Source organism: Stenotrophomonas maltophilia (assembly GCF_013464485.1).
Classification (GTDB): domain Bacteria; phylum Pseudomonadota; class Gammaproteobacteria; order Xanthomonadales; family Xanthomonadaceae; genus Stenotrophomonas; species Stenotrophomonas maltophilia_AW.
On sequence record NZ_RAUX01000011.1, the window covers coordinates 25308 to 43425 of the forward strand.

At 66.9% G+C, this 18118-nt stretch carries 17 protein-coding genes; 5 read left to right on the forward strand and 12 right to left on the reverse strand.

Annotation, left to right across the window (positions count from 1 at the left end):
* Positions 1–219 precede the first annotated feature (219 nt).
* The 5 genes from pstS to D7Y61_RS05560 form a co-directional block, all read right to left on the reverse strand.
* Positions 220–1236 (reverse strand): phosphate ABC transporter substrate-binding protein PstS, encoded by a 1017-nt coding sequence (gene pstS / locus D7Y61_RS05540; RefSeq protein WP_180865453.1) that lies wholly within the window; start codon positions 1234–1236, stop codon positions 220–222.
* Between the two features lie 230 nt (positions 1237–1466).
* A complete protein-coding gene (locus D7Y61_RS05545) occupies positions 1467–2678 on the reverse strand; it encodes an OprO/OprP family phosphate-selective porin (RefSeq protein ID WP_180865454.1) in 1212 nt (403 codons plus the stop codon).
* 196 nt (positions 2679–2874) lie between these two features.
* Positions 2875–3564, reverse strand: a complete 690-nt coding sequence (gene nth / locus D7Y61_RS05550; protein WP_180865455.1) for an endonuclease III — start codon at positions 3562–3564, stop codon at positions 2875–2877.
* Positions 3564–3917: a hypothetical protein gene (locus D7Y61_RS05555; protein WP_180865456.1), complete on the reverse strand. Its 354-nt coding sequence runs from the start codon at positions 3915–3917 to the stop codon at positions 3564–3566. The genes nth and D7Y61_RS05555 overlap by 1 nt, the downstream gene beginning before the upstream one ends.
* 4 nt (positions 3918–3921) lie before the next feature.
* Positions 3922–4704 carry an enoyl-CoA hydratase-related protein gene (locus tag D7Y61_RS05560; protein ID WP_180865457.1) on the reverse strand — a complete coding sequence of 261 codons (783 nt, stop codon included), beginning with the start codon at positions 4702–4704 and terminating at the stop codon, positions 3922–3924.
* A gap of 167 nt (positions 4705–4871) precedes the next feature.
* On the opposite strand from D7Y61_RS05560, the gene D7Y61_RS05565 reads away from it, so the two are divergent.
* From D7Y61_RS05565 to D7Y61_RS05575, 3 genes are all read left to right on the forward strand, one after another.
* Positions 4872–5573, forward strand: a complete 702-nt coding sequence (locus tag D7Y61_RS05565; RefSeq protein ID WP_180865458.1) for an FKBP-type peptidyl-prolyl cis-trans isomerase N-terminal domain-containing protein — start codon at positions 4872–4874, stop codon at positions 5571–5573.
* A 258-nt stretch (positions 5574–5831) separates the two neighbouring features.
* Complete coding sequence (locus D7Y61_RS05570; RefSeq protein WP_180865459.1) at positions 5832–6635, forward strand: CoA pyrophosphatase; 804 nt, start codon at positions 5832–5834, stop codon at positions 6633–6635.
* Entirely contained in the window at positions 6632–7534 is a 903-nt protein-coding gene (locus tag D7Y61_RS05575) for a sulfurtransferase (protein WP_180865460.1), read from the forward strand. Before D7Y61_RS05570 ends, D7Y61_RS05575 begins: the two co-directional genes overlap by 4 nt.
* Before the next feature lie 290 nt (positions 7535–7824).
* Here the strand turns inward: D7Y61_RS05575 and D7Y61_RS05580 are convergent, their stop codons facing one another.
* A complete protein-coding gene (locus tag D7Y61_RS05580) occupies positions 7825–8391 on the reverse strand; it encodes an N-acetylmuramoyl-L-alanine amidase (RefSeq protein WP_180865461.1) in 567 nt (188 codons plus the stop codon).
* Positions 8392–8463: 72 nt separating this feature from the next.
* On the opposite strand from D7Y61_RS05580, the gene D7Y61_RS05585 reads away from it, so the two are divergent.
* A complete protein-coding gene (locus tag D7Y61_RS05585; protein ID WP_180865462.1) occupies positions 8464–8991 on the forward strand; it encodes a hypothetical protein in 528 nt (175 codons plus the stop codon).
* Positions 8992–9136: 145 nt separating this feature from the next.
* A complete protein-coding gene (rlmKL, locus tag D7Y61_RS05590; protein WP_180865463.1) occupies positions 9137–11275 on the forward strand; it encodes a bifunctional 23S rRNA (guanine(2069)-N(7))-methyltransferase RlmK/23S rRNA (guanine(2445)-N(2))-methyltransferase RlmL in 2139 nt (712 codons plus the stop codon).
* A gap of 120 nt (positions 11276–11395) precedes the next feature.
* Here rlmKL and D7Y61_RS05595 read toward each other — a convergent pair whose 3' ends face one another.
* The 6 genes from D7Y61_RS05595 to D7Y61_RS05620 form a co-directional block, all read right to left on the reverse strand.
* A complete protein-coding gene (locus D7Y61_RS05595; protein ID WP_180865464.1) occupies positions 11396–11869 on the reverse strand; it encodes a hypothetical protein in 474 nt (157 codons plus the stop codon).
* 23 nt (positions 11870–11892) lie between these two features.
* Positions 11893–12222: a DUF3325 domain-containing protein gene (locus D7Y61_RS05600; protein ID WP_180865465.1), complete on the reverse strand. Its 330-nt coding sequence runs from the start codon at positions 12220–12222 to the stop codon at positions 11893–11895.
* Positions 12219–13856, reverse strand: coding sequence for a PepSY-associated TM helix domain-containing protein (locus D7Y61_RS05605; RefSeq protein WP_180865466.1), 1638 nt, complete (start codon positions 13854–13856; stop codon positions 12219–12221). Before D7Y61_RS05605 ends, D7Y61_RS05600 begins: the two co-directional genes overlap by 4 nt.
* Positions 13853–14167 (reverse strand): DUF3649 domain-containing protein, encoded by a 315-nt coding sequence (locus tag D7Y61_RS05610; protein WP_180865467.1) that lies wholly within the window; start codon positions 14165–14167, stop codon positions 13853–13855. The genes D7Y61_RS05605 and D7Y61_RS05610 overlap by 4 nt, the downstream gene beginning before the upstream one ends.
* A gap of 106 nt (positions 14168–14273) precedes the next feature.
* Positions 14274–16499, reverse strand: coding sequence for a TonB-dependent siderophore receptor (locus D7Y61_RS05615; RefSeq protein ID WP_180865468.1), 2226 nt, complete (start codon positions 16497–16499; stop codon positions 14274–14276).
* A gap of 284 nt (positions 16500–16783) precedes the next feature.
* Positions 16784–18070, reverse strand: a complete 1287-nt coding sequence (locus tag D7Y61_RS05620; RefSeq protein ID WP_180865469.1) for a DUF445 domain-containing protein — start codon at positions 18068–18070, stop codon at positions 16784–16786.
* Positions 18071–18118: the final 48 nt, after the last annotated feature.

Below are 18118 nucleotides of genomic sequence, written 5' to 3' on the forward strand. Positions count from 1 at the left end.
CCACGGCATGGATGCCGTGGCCGAGCCCCCAAGGACGGGTTTACGGCGTGTCCTGCACGCCCTGGCTCACCGACTCCCCCACGGATCAGCGAAGGCGCAAACGCTCTTCACGATCAACCCCCAAAACAAGAAGAGCGCGAGATCTCGAGGATCTCGCGCCCGGGTGGGATCGGCGGGGGAGAGAGGACCCGCCGATCCCGTTCCTGCGGGGGAGCGCGCTTACTTCAGGTTCTGCGTCCAGTAGGTCTCGATCTGGCGGACCAGGCTGTCCGGCAGCGGTACGTAGTCCAGCTGGCGGGCCTGGGCATCGCCGTTCTTGTAGACCCAGCGGAAGAACTCCTGGGTGGCCTTGCCATTGGCAGCATTCTTCGGCGTCTTCTGCACCAGAATGAAGTTGGTGGCGGTGATCGGCCAGGATTCAGCGCCCGGCGCATTGGTCATGACCAGGTAGAAATCCTTGGCGTTGGCCCAGTCGGCGCTGGCGGCGGCAGCGGCGAACGACGCGTCGCTCGGCTGCACGAACTTGCCGGCGGCATTCTTCATCGCGGTGTACGACAGCTTGTTCTGCAGCGCGTAGGACAGTTCGACGTAGCCGATGCCGCCCTTGATCTGCTTCACGTACGCGGCAACGCCTTCGTTGCCCTTGCCACCGATGCCGGCCGGCCACTGGACCGAGGTGCCTTCACCGACCGAGCTCTTCCACTCCGGGCTGACCTTGGACAGGTAGTTGACGAAGTTGAAGGTGGTGCCCGAACCATCCGAGCGGTGCACGACGGTGATCTTGGCGCTCGGCAGGGTCACGCCCGGGTTCAGCGCGGCGATGGCCGGGTCATTCCAGGTCTTGATCTTGCCCAGGAAGATGTTGGCCAGCACGGAGCCGTCCAGCTTCAGCGCGCCCGGGGCGATGCCGGCCACGTTCACCACCGGCACCACGCCACCGATCACCGACGGGAACTGGGCCAGGCCCGAGGCGGCCAGTTCTTCCGGCTTCAGCGGAGCATCGGAGGAGCCGAAATCAACCGTCTTGGCCTTGATCTGGGCGATACCACCACCGGAGCCGATCGACTGGTAGTTGACCTTGTTGCGGGTCGCAGCGCTGTAGTCGGCCGACCACTTGGACATGACCGGATAGATGAACGATGCGCCCGCGCCGGTGATATCGGCGGCGTTGGCGGCAAACACGGACGATGCAGCCAGGATGGCGACAGCGGCGCGCGACTTGAAGGCGTGGATCACGGGGAGACTCCTGGGGTGGTAGTCGAAGGGCGGTTGCCCGACGTTTCGGTGCACATTCCATAACGGTTGCGTGACACCCCAGCGTCTGTCATATGACGCTGGTGTGACATGCGTCATGACGGTTGCACCGGCACGTCTGCGTTGTCCGCGCCGGAGTGGCGCGAGCATCGCTGCAACGACGAAGGCACGGCCTGGGCCGTGCCTTCGCGGTGGAACGCAGGTGACTGGACTTACCAGAAGAACTGCGCGCGGGCTTCCAGGATGTTGGGATCGTCGTTGACGAAACCGCGTGCTGCAGAGCTGTACTTCTTGCTGTCGACCATCACGTAATTGAGCATCAGCTTGAAGTTGGAACGCAGGTACCAGTTGGCGCCCACGGTCCAGATATCCATCTTGCCACCCAGCACGCCATCGACGATCGGCGGGCGGCCGGCCACCGGGTTGGCGGCGAGGTTGCCGTCGTTCAGGTCCATGTGGTCGTAGCGCACGCCCAGCTGCCACTGGCCGCCGGCCGGGTTGTTCGGCAGGCCGGTGCCCGGCGTGCCACCCTTGTAGCTCCAGGTCTCGCCAGTGACATTCCACACGCCACTGATGTAGTAGCCATCGCTGGTGTAGTTGTCGTGGTCGTAGCGCTTCGCCTTGCTGGTGTAGTACTCGGCCTGGGCCTTGAACGGACCCTGGAAGTACATCGCTTCGGCGCCGATGGTGCTGATGCGGTCGGTGTCGGTCAGGTTGCCGCTGTCGACCAGGCGGGCGGTGGCGAGGTCGGCATTCGGACGGGCGCGCACGCGCAGGGTGTCTGCATCGGCGTCGTAGTTGACGTAGCTCAGGCCGAAGTGCAGGACCTGGCCCTTTTCATTGATCGGGGCCCAGGTACCGCGTGCGCCGTAGCCGCTGCCGTGGGCCAGGTTACGCGTCAGCTCGCGTCCGAAGGCGCTGGCGGTCACCGACCAGTTGTCCTGGCCGTAGCTGTACGCGCCACCCAGGCGGCGGGCGATGGCATAGGTATTGGTGACTGCTGCCTTGGAAATGAAATCGTTGTTCTTGGTGCTGGACAGTTCTTCCAGGCTGTTGGGCTGCTTGAACTGGCCCAGCTGCAGGAAGTGGTTGGCGTTGCCCAGCAGCTTGTACTTCACATTCGTGTCGAGGAACTTGTCGGCCTTGGCGTCATAGCCGACCACCCACTCCACGTTGCCCGGGCCCTTGCCCTTCAGCACCAGCTCGGCGCGACGCAGTTCGAACTCGCTGTTCTTGCCGTTGCCGGCGTCGCCACCGTTGAGGTCGACCAGGTCGTTGTCGAACCAGTTGCCGTCGGCCTGGACCAGGCCTTCGAAGGTGATTTCCGAACCGCCGATCACGTCGATGGCGACTTCGGCGTGTGCAGCCGGCACATACAGCGCAGCAGCCACGGCCACCGTCAGGAGTTGGTGATGCAGTTTCATGGAGAGAAGCCTTGCAGGCAGGTGGGAAGATGCGCGCAGGCTAGAAGGTAAAGATTGCGTAAATGTGACAGTTCACGCGCGGCAGACATCCACCGCAGGCCCCGTCACGGCAGGGCCTGCCATTGAAACCGCTTACGTATGACGCCCGGATTGCGCCCCGGTTGCAGTAGATCCACGCCATGCGCGGATGCTGTCGTCACTCTGCGAGGGTCTTGTCCTTGAACCGGCAGAGGTCGGCGATCACGCACCCGGGGCAATCCGGCCTGCGCGCTTTGCACACGTACCGTCCGTGCAGGATCAGCCAATGATGCGCGTCGAGCAGGAACTCGGCAGGAATCGCTTTGACCAATCGGTCTTCGACCTCGCGCACGTTCTTTCCTGGCGCAAGCCCGGTACGGTTGGCGACACGGAAGATATGCGTGTCCACCGCCATCACCGGCTCACCGAACGCGGTGTTGAGCACCACGTTGGCGGTCTTGCGGCCGACGCCCGGCAACGCTTCCAATGCGTCACGATCGCGTGGCACTTCACCGCCATGCTTCTCCAGCAGGATCGCGCAGGTGGCGATCACGTTCCTGGCCTTGGCGTTGAACAGGCCGATGGTGGCGATGTACTGCTTCAGCCCGTCCTCGCCGAGCGCGAGGATCTTCGCCGGCGTATTGGCCACCGGGAACAGGCGGCGGGTTGCCTTGTTGACGCCGACGTCGGTGGCCTGCGCCGACAACGCCACCGCCACCAGCAGCTCGAACGGCGAGCTGTACTCCAATTCGGTCTTCGGGTGCGGGTTGAGTTCGCGCAGGCGGGTGAACATCTCCACCACGTCTGCACGCGGCATCGTGCCGCCACGCCGCGCCGGGGCGCGTGCGGTCTTCTTCGTGGCGACCATTACTGCTCCTTGCCGCTGGCGCGGGCCTTGGCCCGGGCGAGGATGGCTGCTGCTGCGGCGGGCAGGCTGGGCTTCACGTCCGGCGCCGGGGCCGGCGTACGCCGCGCGTCGCGTTCGGCTTCACGGCGGGCCAGCCGCACGGCACGCGCGCGGAAACGTTCGCGGGCCGCCCAGGCAACCTGCAGTTGCTGCTGGGCCTGCAGCAGCCGTTGCGGAAGATCCGGGTGGCCGGGCAGCAACTGCGCGTCGTCGGCGCGGGCGGCATAGTCCATCAGGCCGGCCTGCAGGGCGCCATCGAGATCACCTGCCTGGACCCGGGCGAACAGCTGCGCGGGGTTGGGTCGGGATGCCATGGTGTCAGCGGTTCTGGAAGGCCGGCGGACGGCGCTGCAGGAAGGCGCTGGTGCCTTCGCGCATGTCCTCGGTGGCGAACAGCAGGCCGAACTGCGCGCTTTCGTATTCCAGCCCGGCTTCCAGGCTGCATTCGCCGCCCACGTGCACCGCATCGAGCAGGCCACGCAGGGCCAGCGGGGCCGAGCGCGCCAGCTGGCGGGCGACGTCCTGGACGCGCGCGTCCAGTGCGTCGGCCGGCACCACTTCATTGACGATGCCCAGTTCCAGCGCGCGTGCGGCGTTGATCGGCGCGCCAAGCAGGCACAGCTCGAGGGTGGCGGCGCGGCCGCACAGGCGCAGCAGGCGCTGGCTGCCACCAAAGCCCGGGATGAGGCCGAGATTGATTTCCGGTTGGCCGACCTTCGCGCTATCGGCGGCGATGCGCAGGTGGCAGGCCATGGCCAGTTCCAGGCCGCCACCCAATGCAAAACCGTTCACGCGGGCGATGACCGGCTTGGGCATCCGTTCAATCTGGCGCATCAGGGCCTGGCCCAGCAGCGAGAAATCACGTCCCTGAACCGCGCTGAGTGTGTTCATCTCGGCGATGTCGGCGCCGGCCACGAAGGCCTTCGGGCCGGCTCCGGTCAGCACCACTACGCGCACCTCAGGGTCTGCGGCGGCGGCGCTGAACGCCTCGGCCAGGGCCTGCAGGGTCGCGGCATTCAGGGCGTTGAGCTTGTCCGGGCGCTGGACGGTCACGGTGCGGATGGCGCCGTCGTCGGCGACAGCGATCAGGGCATCGGCCACGGGAAAACTCCTGGAACGTTAAAAAAAAGTGATATTGAACTCTGCAAACGCAGACGGGTCATAGCCTGCATCGTGAGTAGCGGTTACACGTTGCGCCCGTTATCCTAACCCGTCGCCTCAGGGCGGCGCAGAACGTCCCTGAGTTACCACCCCTGGAGAACTGTTTGATGAAGTTGCGTTCTATCGCGGTCGCCGTCGCGGCCCTGGCCCTGACGGGCAATGCCTTCGCCCAGGACGTCGCGTCCGAAAAGGGCAAGCTGAGCTACTACTTCGGTTACGACTACGGCAACAACCTGGCTGAGCTGACCGGTCGTGGTGAGCAGCTGGACATCAACTCGGTGGTGAAGGGCCTGCAGGACGCCTACGCCAAGAAGCAGCCGGCGATCACCGCCGAGCAGCTGAAGCCGGCCGTTGAAGCGTTCCAGAAGCGCGAGCAGGGCCGTGCCCAGGCCGCCAAGGCCGAGTACGAAAAGGCTGCTGCCGAAAACAAGACCAAGAGCGATCAGTTCATTGCGGCGAACAAGGCCAAGGCCGGCGTGCAGTCGCTGCCGAGCGGCGTCCAGTACCGCGTGATCGAAGCCGGCAAGGGTGCCAAGCCGACCCAGGCCAGCACCGTGCAGCTGGAAGTGGCCGGTCCGTTCCCGTACGGCCAGCGCCCGACCGAAGCCCGCCCGGCCCAGCAGATCCCGTCGATCAAGGTCAGCGAAGTGGAAATGAAGGCCATGCGCGAGACCCTGCTGCAGATGCCGGCAGGCTCGAAGTGGGAAGTCACCCTGCCGCCGGACCAGGCCTACGGTGCCGACCCGCGCACCCCGTTCCCGCCGAACGTGGCTGTGCAGTTCGAGATCAAGCTGGTCAGCGTCAAGTAAGAAACAGTGTCAAACATCAACGCGCCGGTGATCCCACCGGCGCGTTTTTGTTTGCGCAGTACCTGACGGTAGAGTCGACTGTCAGTCGACTGCTCTTGAAAATGCCCTGGTAGAGTCGACTGTCAGTCGACTGCTCTTGAGTCGCATCGAGAAAACCCCCCGCTCCGCGCGGTAGTCGACTGACAGTCGACGCTACCGGCCGCACGGGCCACCCGCGCAAATTCACTCCAATCGCGCTACTGTTGCCCGGTGCAAACAATGGAAGAAACGGCGCGTGTTGTCGCAAGCCCCTGCATCGGAGTGTGCACGCTGGATCCGCACCGGCAGTGCACCGGCTGCGGGCGGCATATCGATGAAATCGCACGGTGGTCGTCGATGAGCAACGACGAACGCAGTCGCATCCTGCATCGCGTGCAACCGCTGCGCGCGCAGCTCCAGCAATCACTGCGCGGCTCGCTGGCCGATCACGAACGTTTGATGCGCGCGCTGCATCCGTTGGCCGATCCGCCGGCCGGCGATGGCTGGAACCGCAGCGAGCTGATCGACCTGCTGCCGCCTGGGCCGCCAGTGGAGGCGGCCGTGCTTGCGGGTATCGTGCCGCGCGCCAATGGCGCCCAGGTGATCCTCACCCGTCGCACCGAAACCCTGCGCCAGCACGGAGGCCAGGTCGGGTTCCCCGGTGGCCGCACCGAACCCGATGACCGCGACGCGTTGGCGGCCGCCCTGCGCGAGAGCCAGGAAGAAATCGCACTGGCGCCTGGCCAGGTGCAGGCGCTGGGGTATCTCGATCCCTTCGTGACGATCACCGGCTACCGGGTCACCCCGGTGGTGGCGGTGGTCGATCCGGACTTCGTGCCGGTACCGCAGCCCAGCGAAGTGGCCGAAGTGTTCGAGGTGCCGCTGGACTACCTGATGGCTGCCGACAACCTGCGCCAGGTCGAAATCAACCATCGCGGCCGCATCCGTCACGTTCTCGAATACGGCTGGCCGGGCCAGCGCATCTGGGGGGCGACCGCGGCCATTCTCTACAACCTGCGTCGCCGCTTGGAGCAAGTGCAATGAACCCGATCGATCCGCCGTGGACCACCCTGGTCGATGTCACCACCCTGGCCGCTGCGTTGGGCGACGGCATCCGCGTGGTCGACGCACGCGCCACCGCCAGCACCGCAGTGCGCGTGGTCGATGCGCGTTCCTCGCTGGCCGACCCGCAGGCGGGAGGCGGCCAGTATCTGGCAGGTCATATCCCAGGTGCGGTGCATGCAGATCTCAACCGTGATCTGTCCGATGTCAGCCGTGTTGGCCACGGTCGCCATCCACTGCCGGGCAGCGATGCCTTTGCCGCAAAGCTGGGGCAGTGGGGCATCGGCCCCGATACCCAGGTGGTGGTCTACGACGGCAGCGACGGCAGCATGGCCGCCTCGCGCCTGTGGTGGCTGCTGCGCCTGGTTGGTCACAGCAAGGTCGCCGTGCTCGACGGCGGCATCGCCGCCTGGCAGGCCGCCGGTCACACGTTGGCAAGCGGCCACACTGAAGTGACAGCGCTGTCTGCCTACCCGGGTCGTTTCGACACCACCCAGATCGCCAACGCCGATGAAATCACCGCGCGCCTGAAACATGCGCCGGGCTGGCTGGTCGACGCACGCGCGGGCGAACGTTTCCGCGGCGAAGTGGAGCCCCTCGACCCGGTTGCCGGCCACGTGCCGGGCGCAGTCAACCGCCCGTTCGGCCTGAACGTACTCGACGGCCGCCTGCGCGACGCGCAGGAACTGCGCGCCGAACTGCAGGGCGTGATCGGCAACCGCGATCCGCAGCAGGTGGTGCTGATGTGTGGCTCCGGCGTGACCGCCTGCCACCTTCTGCTGGCGATGGAAAGCGCAGGACTGAGCGGCGCGCGCGTCTATGCCGATTCCTGGAGCGGCTGGGTCAGCGACAGCAGCCGCCCGGTCGCCACCGGAGCCTGAGCGATCCGAGCAAAGAGCAGTCGAGCGTGGCTCGACTCTACAAAGGCACCCTCCGATCGATTCGACCCCGTGTCGACCAAGGTCGACACCTACCAACAGCGGCGGAGATCTGTCGAAGGCGGGGTGGGGCCGGTTGCGGGGGTGTCCGCGGCATGGATGCCGCGGCCAAGCCCCCAGGGACGGGTTTACGGCGTCCCCCGCAACCGGACCCACCCCGCCATCCCACGGAATGCTGCTGTTGCCCTTGCTTCGGCCGTTGCCTCTGCGGGTGCAGGGCGCAGCCCTGCCGCTTACCCAACAGGCTGCAGCGGTACCTTCGCCAGCACCCGCGCCCAGGGGAACAACGGCCCCGGGTCACGCTTGCGCGCCACCAACAGCGCCGGATCATCGCTGGCTGGTATCTGCTCCAGATCCAGCTGATCGTGCCCGGCAATCCGCCGCAGCGACGGGTAGCGCGCCACCAGTGCCAGCAGCAGCGCCTCCAGCGCCGCCAGCTGCGCCTCGGTATACGCCTCGTCCATCGCCTGGTGGCGGCTGTCGAACCAGTGCGGATAGCGCCCGGTGTTGACCAGTTCGATGCCCAGCGTGTGGGCGTTCATGCCACGCACGTGATGGGCCACCCGTTCCGGCGCCACGTACTGCACCACGCGGCCATCGCGGTCGATGTAGAAATGGCCGCTGTTGCCGGCGCCGCTGTCGTACAGCTCGCGCTCGCCGTACTCGCGCGCCATCGCCAGATCGGGCAGCTCGGTGCAGTGGATCACCACCATCTCCAGCGTGGCCGGGTCGCGCAGTGGCAGGCGGTCTTGGTAGGGCAGGGGCTGCAGCTGCAGGCCGGGCAGGAGCGGGTTGGGCATCCGGCGATGCTAGCATTGCCGGATGAACCTGCCTCCTCTTTCGCCGCCGACCCGCTCTCACGGAGCGCGCGCATGAGCCGCGGCCACTGCATCCTGTCCCATGGCTTCGAGAGCGGCCCGGAAGCGACCAAGGTCACCGCGCTGGCCGAGGTTGCACAGCGCCTGGGCTGGACCCATGAACGCCCGGACTACACCGACCTGGACGCGATGAGCGAAGTCAGCCGGGTGGGTGACGTGCGCACCCGGCTGCAGCGCCTGGTCGAACGCACCGCCATCGCCGCCCAGCAGGGCCCGGTGGTGCTGGCCGGCTCCAGCCTGGGGGCCTACATCTCCGCCATCGCCTCGCTGCAGGTGCCGGTGGCGGGCCTGTTCCTGATGGTACCGCCCACCACCATGGGCCCGATGCCGGCGCTCGACGCCGCTGCCGTGCCGACCACGGTCGTGCAGGCCTGGCATGACGACGTGGTTCCGGCGGCTGGGGTCATCGCCTGGGCACAGGCGCGTTCGGCGCAGCTGCTGCTGGTGGACGATGGCCATCGCCTGGAACGCCACGTGGAGGCCTCCGCGCAGGCCTTCGAGCGCCTGCTGCGGCAACTGTGAAGCCCGGGCGCACGGCGCGCCCGCCCGCATTGACTACAATGGCAGCCCCGCCGCCCCCGGCGCGGGCCTGCTGGCCGTTTCCGCGGCCCTCCCTTCCGAAAGGCCTGGCGCTTGCGCCGCGCCCGTCCACCTGCGAACCGATCCCGTGAAATTCTTCGTCTCCTGCGCCAAGGGCCTGGAATACCTGCTCGCCGACGAGCTGTCGGCCCTGGGCCTTGGCAAGGCCACCGCCACCATCGCCGGCGTCAACGCCGAGGGCGAGCTGGCGCAGGCCCTGCGCATCGTGATGTGGTCGCGCTTGGCCAGCCGCGTGCTGTGGCCGATCGACGAATTCGACTGCCCGGACGAGCAGGCCCTGTATGACGGCGTGCGCGCCCTGCCGTGGCATGAGCACATCAAGCCGGAGATGACTCTGGCGGTGGACGCGCACGTGTCCGGCGACAAGATCACCCACGCACGCTTTGCCGCGCAGCGGATCAAGGACGCCATCGTCGACCGCATGCGCGACGAAGGCCTGGAACGGCCGTCGGTGAACACCGATCTGCCCGATGTGCGCGTCAACCTGTCGCTGCGCAAGGGCCGTGCCTCGCTGTCGATCGACCTCGGCGGTGGCCCGCTGCACCGCCGTGGCTGGCGCGGTGCCGCCCACGAGGCGCCGCTGAAGGAAAACCTGGCCGCCGCGCTGCTGCTGCGCGCGCAGTGGCCACGCCTGCACGCCGCCGGCGGTGGCCTGCTGGATCCGATGTGCGGCAGCGGCACCCTGCTGATCGAAGGCGCGCTGATGGCTGCCGACGTCGCCCCCGGCCTGATGCGCCACGGCAGCCTGCCGCCCAGCCGTTGGCTGGGCTTCGACAAGGCCGCCTGGAAGGCGATCCAGACCGAAGCACGTGACCGCGAAGCGGCCGGTCTGGCCGCTTTGAAGCCGGTCATCCACGGCAGCGACATCGACCCGGTAGCGATCCAGGCCGCGCGCGAGAACGCCGAAGTGGCCGGCGTGGCCCATGCCATCCGCTTCACCCGTGCCGACGTGGCCGACCTGGCCGCGCCGGAACAGGAGATCGGCGCGGTGGTCTGCAACCCGCCGTACGACGAGCGCCTGGCCGCAGACCCGGCCCTGTACCGCGCGCTGGGCAACGCCCTGCAGAAGGCGGTGCCGCAGTGGCGCGCCAGCCTGCTGTGTGGCAATGACGAACTGGCCTTCGCCACCGGCCTGCGTGCGTCCAAGAAGTACCAGATGTTCAACGGTGCGCTGGAATGCGCGCTGATCGTCTGCGACCCGATTGCCGTACCGGGCCGTGACCCGGCGCAGCCGCGCGAGCTGAGCGAAGGCGCGCAGATGGTGGCCAACCGCCTGCGCAAGAACCTGAAGAAGTTCAAGAGCTGGCGCGCGCGCGAGGACATCACCTGCTTCCGCGCCTACGATGCCGACCTGCCCGAATATGCGGCCGCCATCGACGTCTACGAAGAAGATGGTGGCCAGCGCCGCACCTTCCTGCATGTGCAGGAATACGCGGCACCGGCGGCCATTCCGGAAAACGACGTGCGCCGCCGCCGCAACGAACTGCTGGCCGCCGCGCGCGAGGTGTTCGGCGTGCAGCCGGAACAGGTATCGATGAAGTCGCGCGAGCGCGGCAAGGGCGGCAGCAAGTACGGGCGTTTCGAGCAGCGCGATGAGTTCATCGTGGTGCGCGAGAACAATGCCCTGCTGCAGGTGAACCTGTTCGATTACCTCGATACCGGCCTGTTCCTGGACCATCGCCCGCTGCGCCGGATGATGGCCGAGCAGGTGCGTGGCAAGCGCTTCCTCAACCTGTTCTGCTACACCGGCGTGGCCAGCGTACAGGCGGCCGTGGCCGGTGCGGCCAGCACCACCAGCGTGGACCTGTCGGCCACCTACCTGCAGTGGTGCTACGACAACCTGTCGTTGAACGGGCAGGGCGGCAACCAGCACCTGCTGGTGCAGGCCGATGCCATGGCCTGGCTGGAAGGCGATCGTGGCCAGTACGACGTGATCTTCTGTGATCCGCCGACCTTCTCCAACTCGGCGCGCGCAGATGACTTCGACGTGCAGCGTGAGCAGCTGAAGCTGCTGCGTGCGGCGGTGGCACGATTGGCGCCCGGCGGCGTGCTGTACTTCTCCAACAACTTCCGCCGTTTCAAGCTGGAAGAGAACGCCATCGCTGAATTCGCCCAGTGCCGCGAGATCACCGCGCGCACGATCGGACCGGATTTCGAGCGCAACGCGCGCATCCACCGCGCGTGGGAACTGAAGCGGTTGGGGTGATTCCAGCCGAAMGGGGATGCCGGCCCGCGGCCGGCACTACCCACGTGCGCGCAGAACGGTAGCGCCGGGCCATGCCCGGCGAGCGTGGGCCCGGTAGATCCACGCCATGCGTGGATGGCTCTAGAGCACCAGCAATCGCCCCGGCGCATGGGCCAACGGCCAATGCCCGTGTTCGTACAGCGCAAGCACGGGTTCCCAGTGCGCCGGCAGGCCGAGGTGCGTTTCCAGCAGGCGTTGCCGGAAGGCGAACATCGCCCCGTTGCGCGCCACCAGATGCAGGTCATGCGCACCGCAGCGCAGTGCCGGCAGATCCAGTGCCGAAAGCGCGCGCATCAGCGTGCGGTTGAGTTCGCGTCGGGCGTCGGCCAGTTCGGCGGGACGGGGCAGCGCGCCGTGAAACGGATCCGGATCACCCAGCGTCGTGGGCATCCATTCGAAACCCTCGGTATCGATGGTCCGCAGTGCTTCGGCCAGCGACCGAACGGCAACGACGCCGGTCGTTGCAGGCAGTGTTTCGCCCAACCGGGAAAAGAAGCCGGTTCCAGTCATCCGTTGCAGCACGCTGTCCATGCCGACATTGTAGATCGACGCCATGCGTGGATGCCGCTGTCCTGCCGCTACAGCAACCCCACCACCAGCCCGACCACCGGCAACGCGATCGCCAGCGGGGCAATCCACTTCGGCCGGTACGGATACAGCCCGAACGACAGCGCCACGCCGCCCACGGTCATCGCCCCCAGCCACAGGACAGGACCCATTGCCCAGCCGTGGTCTGCCACGCACAGCGCGAGCGCCACCGTCAGCAGGATCCAGCCCAGCACCCGCCACTGCGTGCGCCGTGCCGGCGCGGCAGCGGCTTTGCCATGTAGGTCGTGCTGGTGCTTCTCCATGGCCAGCGACAGTGCGGTGAACGCGGAGAACGACAGCGTCAGTGCCAGCAGCATCATGCGCGAGCCTCCGCTTCGGTCGCTTCTGCAGCGTCCAGCGCTGCCTTCGGCGCAGCCGCAGCGGCCGCACGTTTCTTCTTTTCCGCAGCGCTCAGTGGCGGCGTCCAGCGCTGCATCCGCCAGCCGCACAGCGCCAGCATCGCGCCGAAGGCGATCATTGACAGGTCGAAGCCGGCCAGCACCCAATCACCGCTGTGCAGCGTGACGCCAAGGTGGGCGTGCGTGGTCAGGGCATTGACCACCGGTACCAGCGCGAACGCGGCCGCACCGAGGTACAGCTGCCATGCCCACATCAGCCGCTTGGGCCAGATGAAGGCGGCCAGCAATGCCGCACCCCAGGCGTAGAAGAACACATTGGCCTCGGCACTGGAGCGCTCGGCGATGTCCAGCGGCAGCAGGCGGTTGCCCCAGAAGTAGGCGGCGAAGGCGATCGGCAGGCCAGCCACGGTGCCGATGTTCAGCGCATCGACCAGGCGCAGGCCGAAGCCGGTGCGTCCACTCTTGGCATGCTTGGGCCGTTCCTTCACTGCCCACAGCACCACGCCGCTGGCCACCATCAGGCAGCCGACCAGGCCGGACAGGAAGAACAGGCCACGCAGGCCCCAGTCGGCGAAGCGCGCCAGGTGCAGGCCGTACAGCACGCCACGGGTGGCGGTGGCGCCACCGGAAGGCGGCGTTTCCTCAAGCAGCGCACCACTGACCATGTTGTAGCGCACCGCCGGGGTGTCAGTGGACAAGCGTTTGCCGTCACGCTGGCGGATATCGATCACTGCATTGGCTGCGCCAGGGTTGGACACGGTGAAGCCGGCCACTTCAACGCCATGCCAGTGCGCACGCGCGCTGTCCAGCAGCTGCGCGATCGGCAGCGGCGTGGCGCGGCCCTCGGCCGGCGCGGTCACCTCCGGCATGCCCCCGAAGGCTTCGCTGAAGAACTTGTCCTCGTCCTGCGGGTAGGCCACCTTCACGCCCCACGGCAGGTACATGATCATCAGGGTGACGATTCCGGTGTAGGTGATCATCGCGTGGTAGGGCAGCGCCATCACCGCACTGACGTTGTGGAAATCCAGCCAGGAGCGCAGGCCCTTGTCCTTGCGGAAGGTGAAGAAGTCCTTGAAGATTTTCTTGTGGGTGATGACGCCGGTGATGATCGCCACCAGCATGAACATCGCACAGAAGCCAACCAGGTAGCGAGCCCACAGCACCGGGATGTAGTGCAGGTCGAAGTGCAGGCGGTAGAAGAAATCACCGCCGCGGGTCTCGCGGGCCTTCAGCGCCTGCCCGGTGTTCGGGTCCAGCGTGGCATCGCCGAACCCCCCGCGGCGGCCACGGCTGGGATCGGCCAGTTCCGGCGGCAACCGCCAGAACATCTGCATGGCCGGGTTGCGCGGCTGCGGCAGGGTGACGAACCAGTTCTCGGCCTGCGCGGCGTTGGCCTGCAGGTAGTCCACCGCGCGCTGCGCGGCGACGTCGATGCTGACGTTGCTGGACGGCAGCTCCGGGCGCATCCAGCGGCTGATTTCCTCGCGGTAGTAGCTGGCCGTGCCGGCCATGAAGATCAGCAGCAGCAACCAGCCGACCAGCAGGCCGGTCCAGGTGTGCAGCCAGGCCATCGACTGGCGGAATCCGTTCTTCATGCCCAGGCTCCCAGCATGCGTGCGATGCCTGCCATCAACAGTGCGGGAGCAAGGATGCCGACCCAGGCGCGCAGCGCGCTGCGGGTGGCGAACGCCCACAGGGCCGCGCAGGCTGCCACCAGAATGGCCAGCAGCATGCCGGTCAGCACGGTCTGGCCGCGCGCGCCTGGCAGGGCCACCGCGCAGAACACGCTGGTCACCGAGGCCAGCGCATAGCCGCCGAAGATCGCCGCCAACGAGCGTGACAGTACGCCCCAGCGCGGGTTGGAGAAGAAGGTGCGGGGGCTGGCGGTTGCGGGCGAGCGGTCCACGGCATTCCTGCAGGTATCGGTGAAAAGAGGCCGGCGCACCGCAGTGCGCCGGAGTTGGCCATCCTTGGCCGGGTGCCGGTCGCAGAACCGGCACCATCCATCCGGGTCAGAGCTTCCAGCGCAGCGTCACGGTGACGTTGCGTGGTTCGCCCCAGTACACGCCGTCATAGAAGCCGACGCGGTTGTAGTACTTCTTGTCTAGCAGATTGTTCACGTTCACCTGCGCGGTGAAGTTCTCGTTGAAGCGATAGCCGCCGGACAGGTTGAGCAGGTAGATGTCACCCTGTTCGATCGCTACACGGTCACGCTTGCCGGTGGTCGCAAAGGTCGCGCTGGGGCGGTTGCTCAGGCTCCAGATGCCGCTCTGCCAGGTGGCACCGCCGCCCAACCAGAAGCGGCCGTCGGCAAAGGCCGGGCGCCAGCTGGCGTTGAGCCGGAACAGGTCGACCGGAGTGGTGGTGTTCTGGCGCACGCCCAGCGCATTGCGGCTGACGGTATGGGTGAAGCCGGCCGACAGATTCCAGTTCTCTCCCAGGCTTCCCTGCGCTTCGACTTCCCACCCCTTGACCTTGTTGCCCTTGCCGGTGGAGCGGTAGGCACTGGCACCGCCGGGCAACGAGTTCTCAGGTACGGAGTCGTCCAGTTCTGCAACGTTGTCCTTCTGGCCCTTGAACACGGCTGCGGAGGCGTTGAGCAGCCCATCGAAGAATTCGGCCTTGACGCCGGCTTCCCACATGTCGCCGACCACCGGTTCCAGGTAGTTGTTGTCCTTGTCGCGGTAGTCCTGCGGCTGGAAGATGTCGGTGTAGCTGACATAGCCGCTGAAGTACCGGTTGAAGTCATAGATGAAACCGGCATACGGGGTAAATGAATCGTCCGGGCTGTAGCCGCCGCGGTCGGTTTCGGCCAGGCGACCGGCGGCATCATGGGTGTAGTCCCAGGTGCGCGTTTCCCAGCTGCCGTAGCGCGCGCCGAGCACGGCGGTCAGCGGGTCGGCCAGTTGCAGGCGCGTCGCCAGGTAGGCGGCCCGTTGACGCAGCTCGTCTTGCGATGCCAGATAGCCCAGGCGGGTGACCTGAAGCGGTGCGACGTCGCCGTTCCAGCTGCGCCAGTCGGGTACCTGGGTATAACCCGTTGGATACTTGGCGGTCTCCGTGGCAGGTACCTCACCCTTGCGCACCGACTGGCCGAAGCCGAACACCAGTTCGTGTTCGCGGCCGAACAGCTGGAACGGACCGCCGACGTTGAAGTCGAACACCTGCATGTCGCCGTTCTCGCCGAAGCTGCCGACGAACGCGCTGATGCCGCTGCCATCGGCGCGCGGATAGCCGGAGGCGCCATACCACACCGCGCCGTCGGTTTCGCGCTTGGAGCGGGTGTAGGCGGCCTTCGCCGTCCAGCCATTGCCCAGCTGCTGTTCAAGGCGCGCGAAGGCGCTCTTTTCGATGATCGGCCAGCTGCTCCAGCGGGCGGACAGGTTGGTGGAGCGGGGCAGGTTGGCCGGCTGGCCATCGGCCCCCCAGTAAGGCACCACGCCCCAGGTCACCCCCGTGGTGCGGGGCGACTGGTACTCGTAGCCGGCTTCCAGCAGCGTGTTGTCGGTCAGATCAGCCTGGACGATGCCGTAGAACACATCCTTGTCCAGCTTGTAGACATCGCGGAATGAATCGCTCTGCTGCTTGGCTGCCACCACGCGCGCGCGGATGCGGCCGTCGAGCGCAATCGGGCCACCGAGGTCGGCTTCCAGGCGCCGGTTGCCCCAGCGCCCGAGCGTCAGGTTGGCGTTCATCTGGAAGCTGTCAGTGGGGCGCTTGCGCACGAAGTTGATGGTGCCGGACGGATCGCCCGCGCCTGTGGTGAGGCCGGTTGCACCGCGTACCACTTCAATGCGGTCGTAGATCACGCTGTCGGTGTTGGTCTTGATGTAGCCACCGAAGGTGTTGAGCATCCCATCAACCTGGAAATTGGTGATGTTGTAGCCGCGCGAGACGTAGTTGATGCGTTCGCTGTCGGTGAACGACACCGCCACGCCAGTGACCTGGCCCATCACATCGGACAGCGAGAACAGGCCCATGTCATCCAGGCGCTGGCGGGTGACCACGGTCATCGACTGCGGCGTCTGGCGCAGCGACAGGCCAAGCTTGGTGGCCGTGCTGGCACGCTTGACCGTATAGCTGTCGGCGATATTGCCGTCAGCGGTGACCTGGACCGTATCCAGCGTGCGCGCGGAAGGATCGGCAGTGCCGTCGGCGTGGGCCAGCGGGGCGATCATCAGTGCGGTCACGGCCAGGGCCAGCAGAGTGGGACGAGGGAGGTTCAGCGGCATTGCCATCGGTGCGATTCCATGCAGGACGAAACAGGCGATGGAATGCGCAGATGCAGCAGCCGTGCGCTCCGCGCACGTCGCCCAGCGAGTCCCATCGACGGTGCGCCACCCGCGCAGAGCGGGCGACCCGGTAGTCGGGGGATGTACACGGGCGAAGGGGCGGGTGGGTGCGTGCTTCCGTGCCCCGCTTGGCTAAGCGTACAACCGATCAGCAAATGATAGGCATTCGCATTTCGTTAATCAAGCGTGATGGCGCCCGCTGCCATGCCGGGCACGCTTAAGGAGGAGCGTCAGAAGCGGAAAAGGACCGTTGCCGCGTGCAGCAGCAGGCCAATCAGCCCGCCGACCAGGGTGCCGTTGAAGCGGATGAACTGCAGGTCGCGGCCCACGCTCAGTTCCAGCTGTTCCACCAGGTGTCGCTCGTCCCAGCTTTTCACGGTCTGCGCGATATGCGTGGTGACGCCCTCGCGCAGGCGCCCGGTGAGGCGCTGCGCACCTTCCAGCAGATGCTGGTTGAGTGCCTCGCGCAGGGCCGGGTCGGCCTGCAGGCTGGCGCCGAGCGAACCCAGGCTGCGCTGCAGATGGCCAACCAGCGCCGAGTCCTCGCGCTGCAGGTCGGCGCGCAGGCTGGCATGGATGCGCGCCCACAGGCCCTGCACGTAATCCTGCAGGGCCGGATGGTCGATCATTTCCTGCTTGAGCTGTTCGATGCGCTGGGCCAGGGCCGGGTCCTCGCGCAGGCGCTGCACGTAGTTCTGCAGCCAGCTCTCGTAGTCCTGGCGCAGCGGATGCTGCGGCTCGGCCAGCACCTGCTGCAGTTCTTCCAGCACCGCCCGCGCCAGTCGCTCGGCCAGGCTGTCGCCGATCTCGTCGATCGGCTTGACCCAGTTCACCGTGCTCGACAGCGTCGGCCACTCGCGCTGGATGTAACGCACGATCAGCTGCGAGGCGCGTTCCTTCACCTCCGGCTGCTCCAGCCAGCGCCCCAGCCGCTGCAGGCCTTCGTCCAGCACGCGCTGGTGGCGTCCGTCGGCGGTCAGCAGGGCCAGCAGCTCACCGGCGGTGGCGGCGGCATTCCACTGCCGCAGTTGCTGCACCACGAAGGCGTGCAGCTGCCGGCGCACCGCGGTTTCGTCGAAGAAGTCCAGTGCCTGCAAGGCCCAGCCGCGGGCCATGTCGGCCAGCATCCGTGAGCGCGCCGGATCGGCCAGCCAACTGCCGAGGCGGCTGGCCGGATCGAACACCTGCAGCTTGGCCAGCAGCACACCCGGCTCCAGGAACTGGTCGCGCACGAACAGGGCCAGGCTGTCGCCGATGCGTTCCTTGCTGCGTGGGATGATTGCCGTATGCGGGATCGGCAGGCCCATCGGCCGCCGGAACAGCGCGACGACCGCGAACCAGTCGGCCAGTGCGCCTACGGCCGCTGCTTCGCAGAAGGCCGAGACCCAGGCCCAGATGCCGCGCTCGCCCTGCCAGTGGCTGACCGCGAAACCGGCGAGCATCAACAGCAGCAGTCCCAGCGCGAGGGCTTTCAGGCGCCGCAGCTGTGCGCGGCGCGGATCGTTGGCAGACGTCATGCCGGAAGTCTACCTGCCAGCGGATGAGCACCGGGTAGTGCCGGCCGC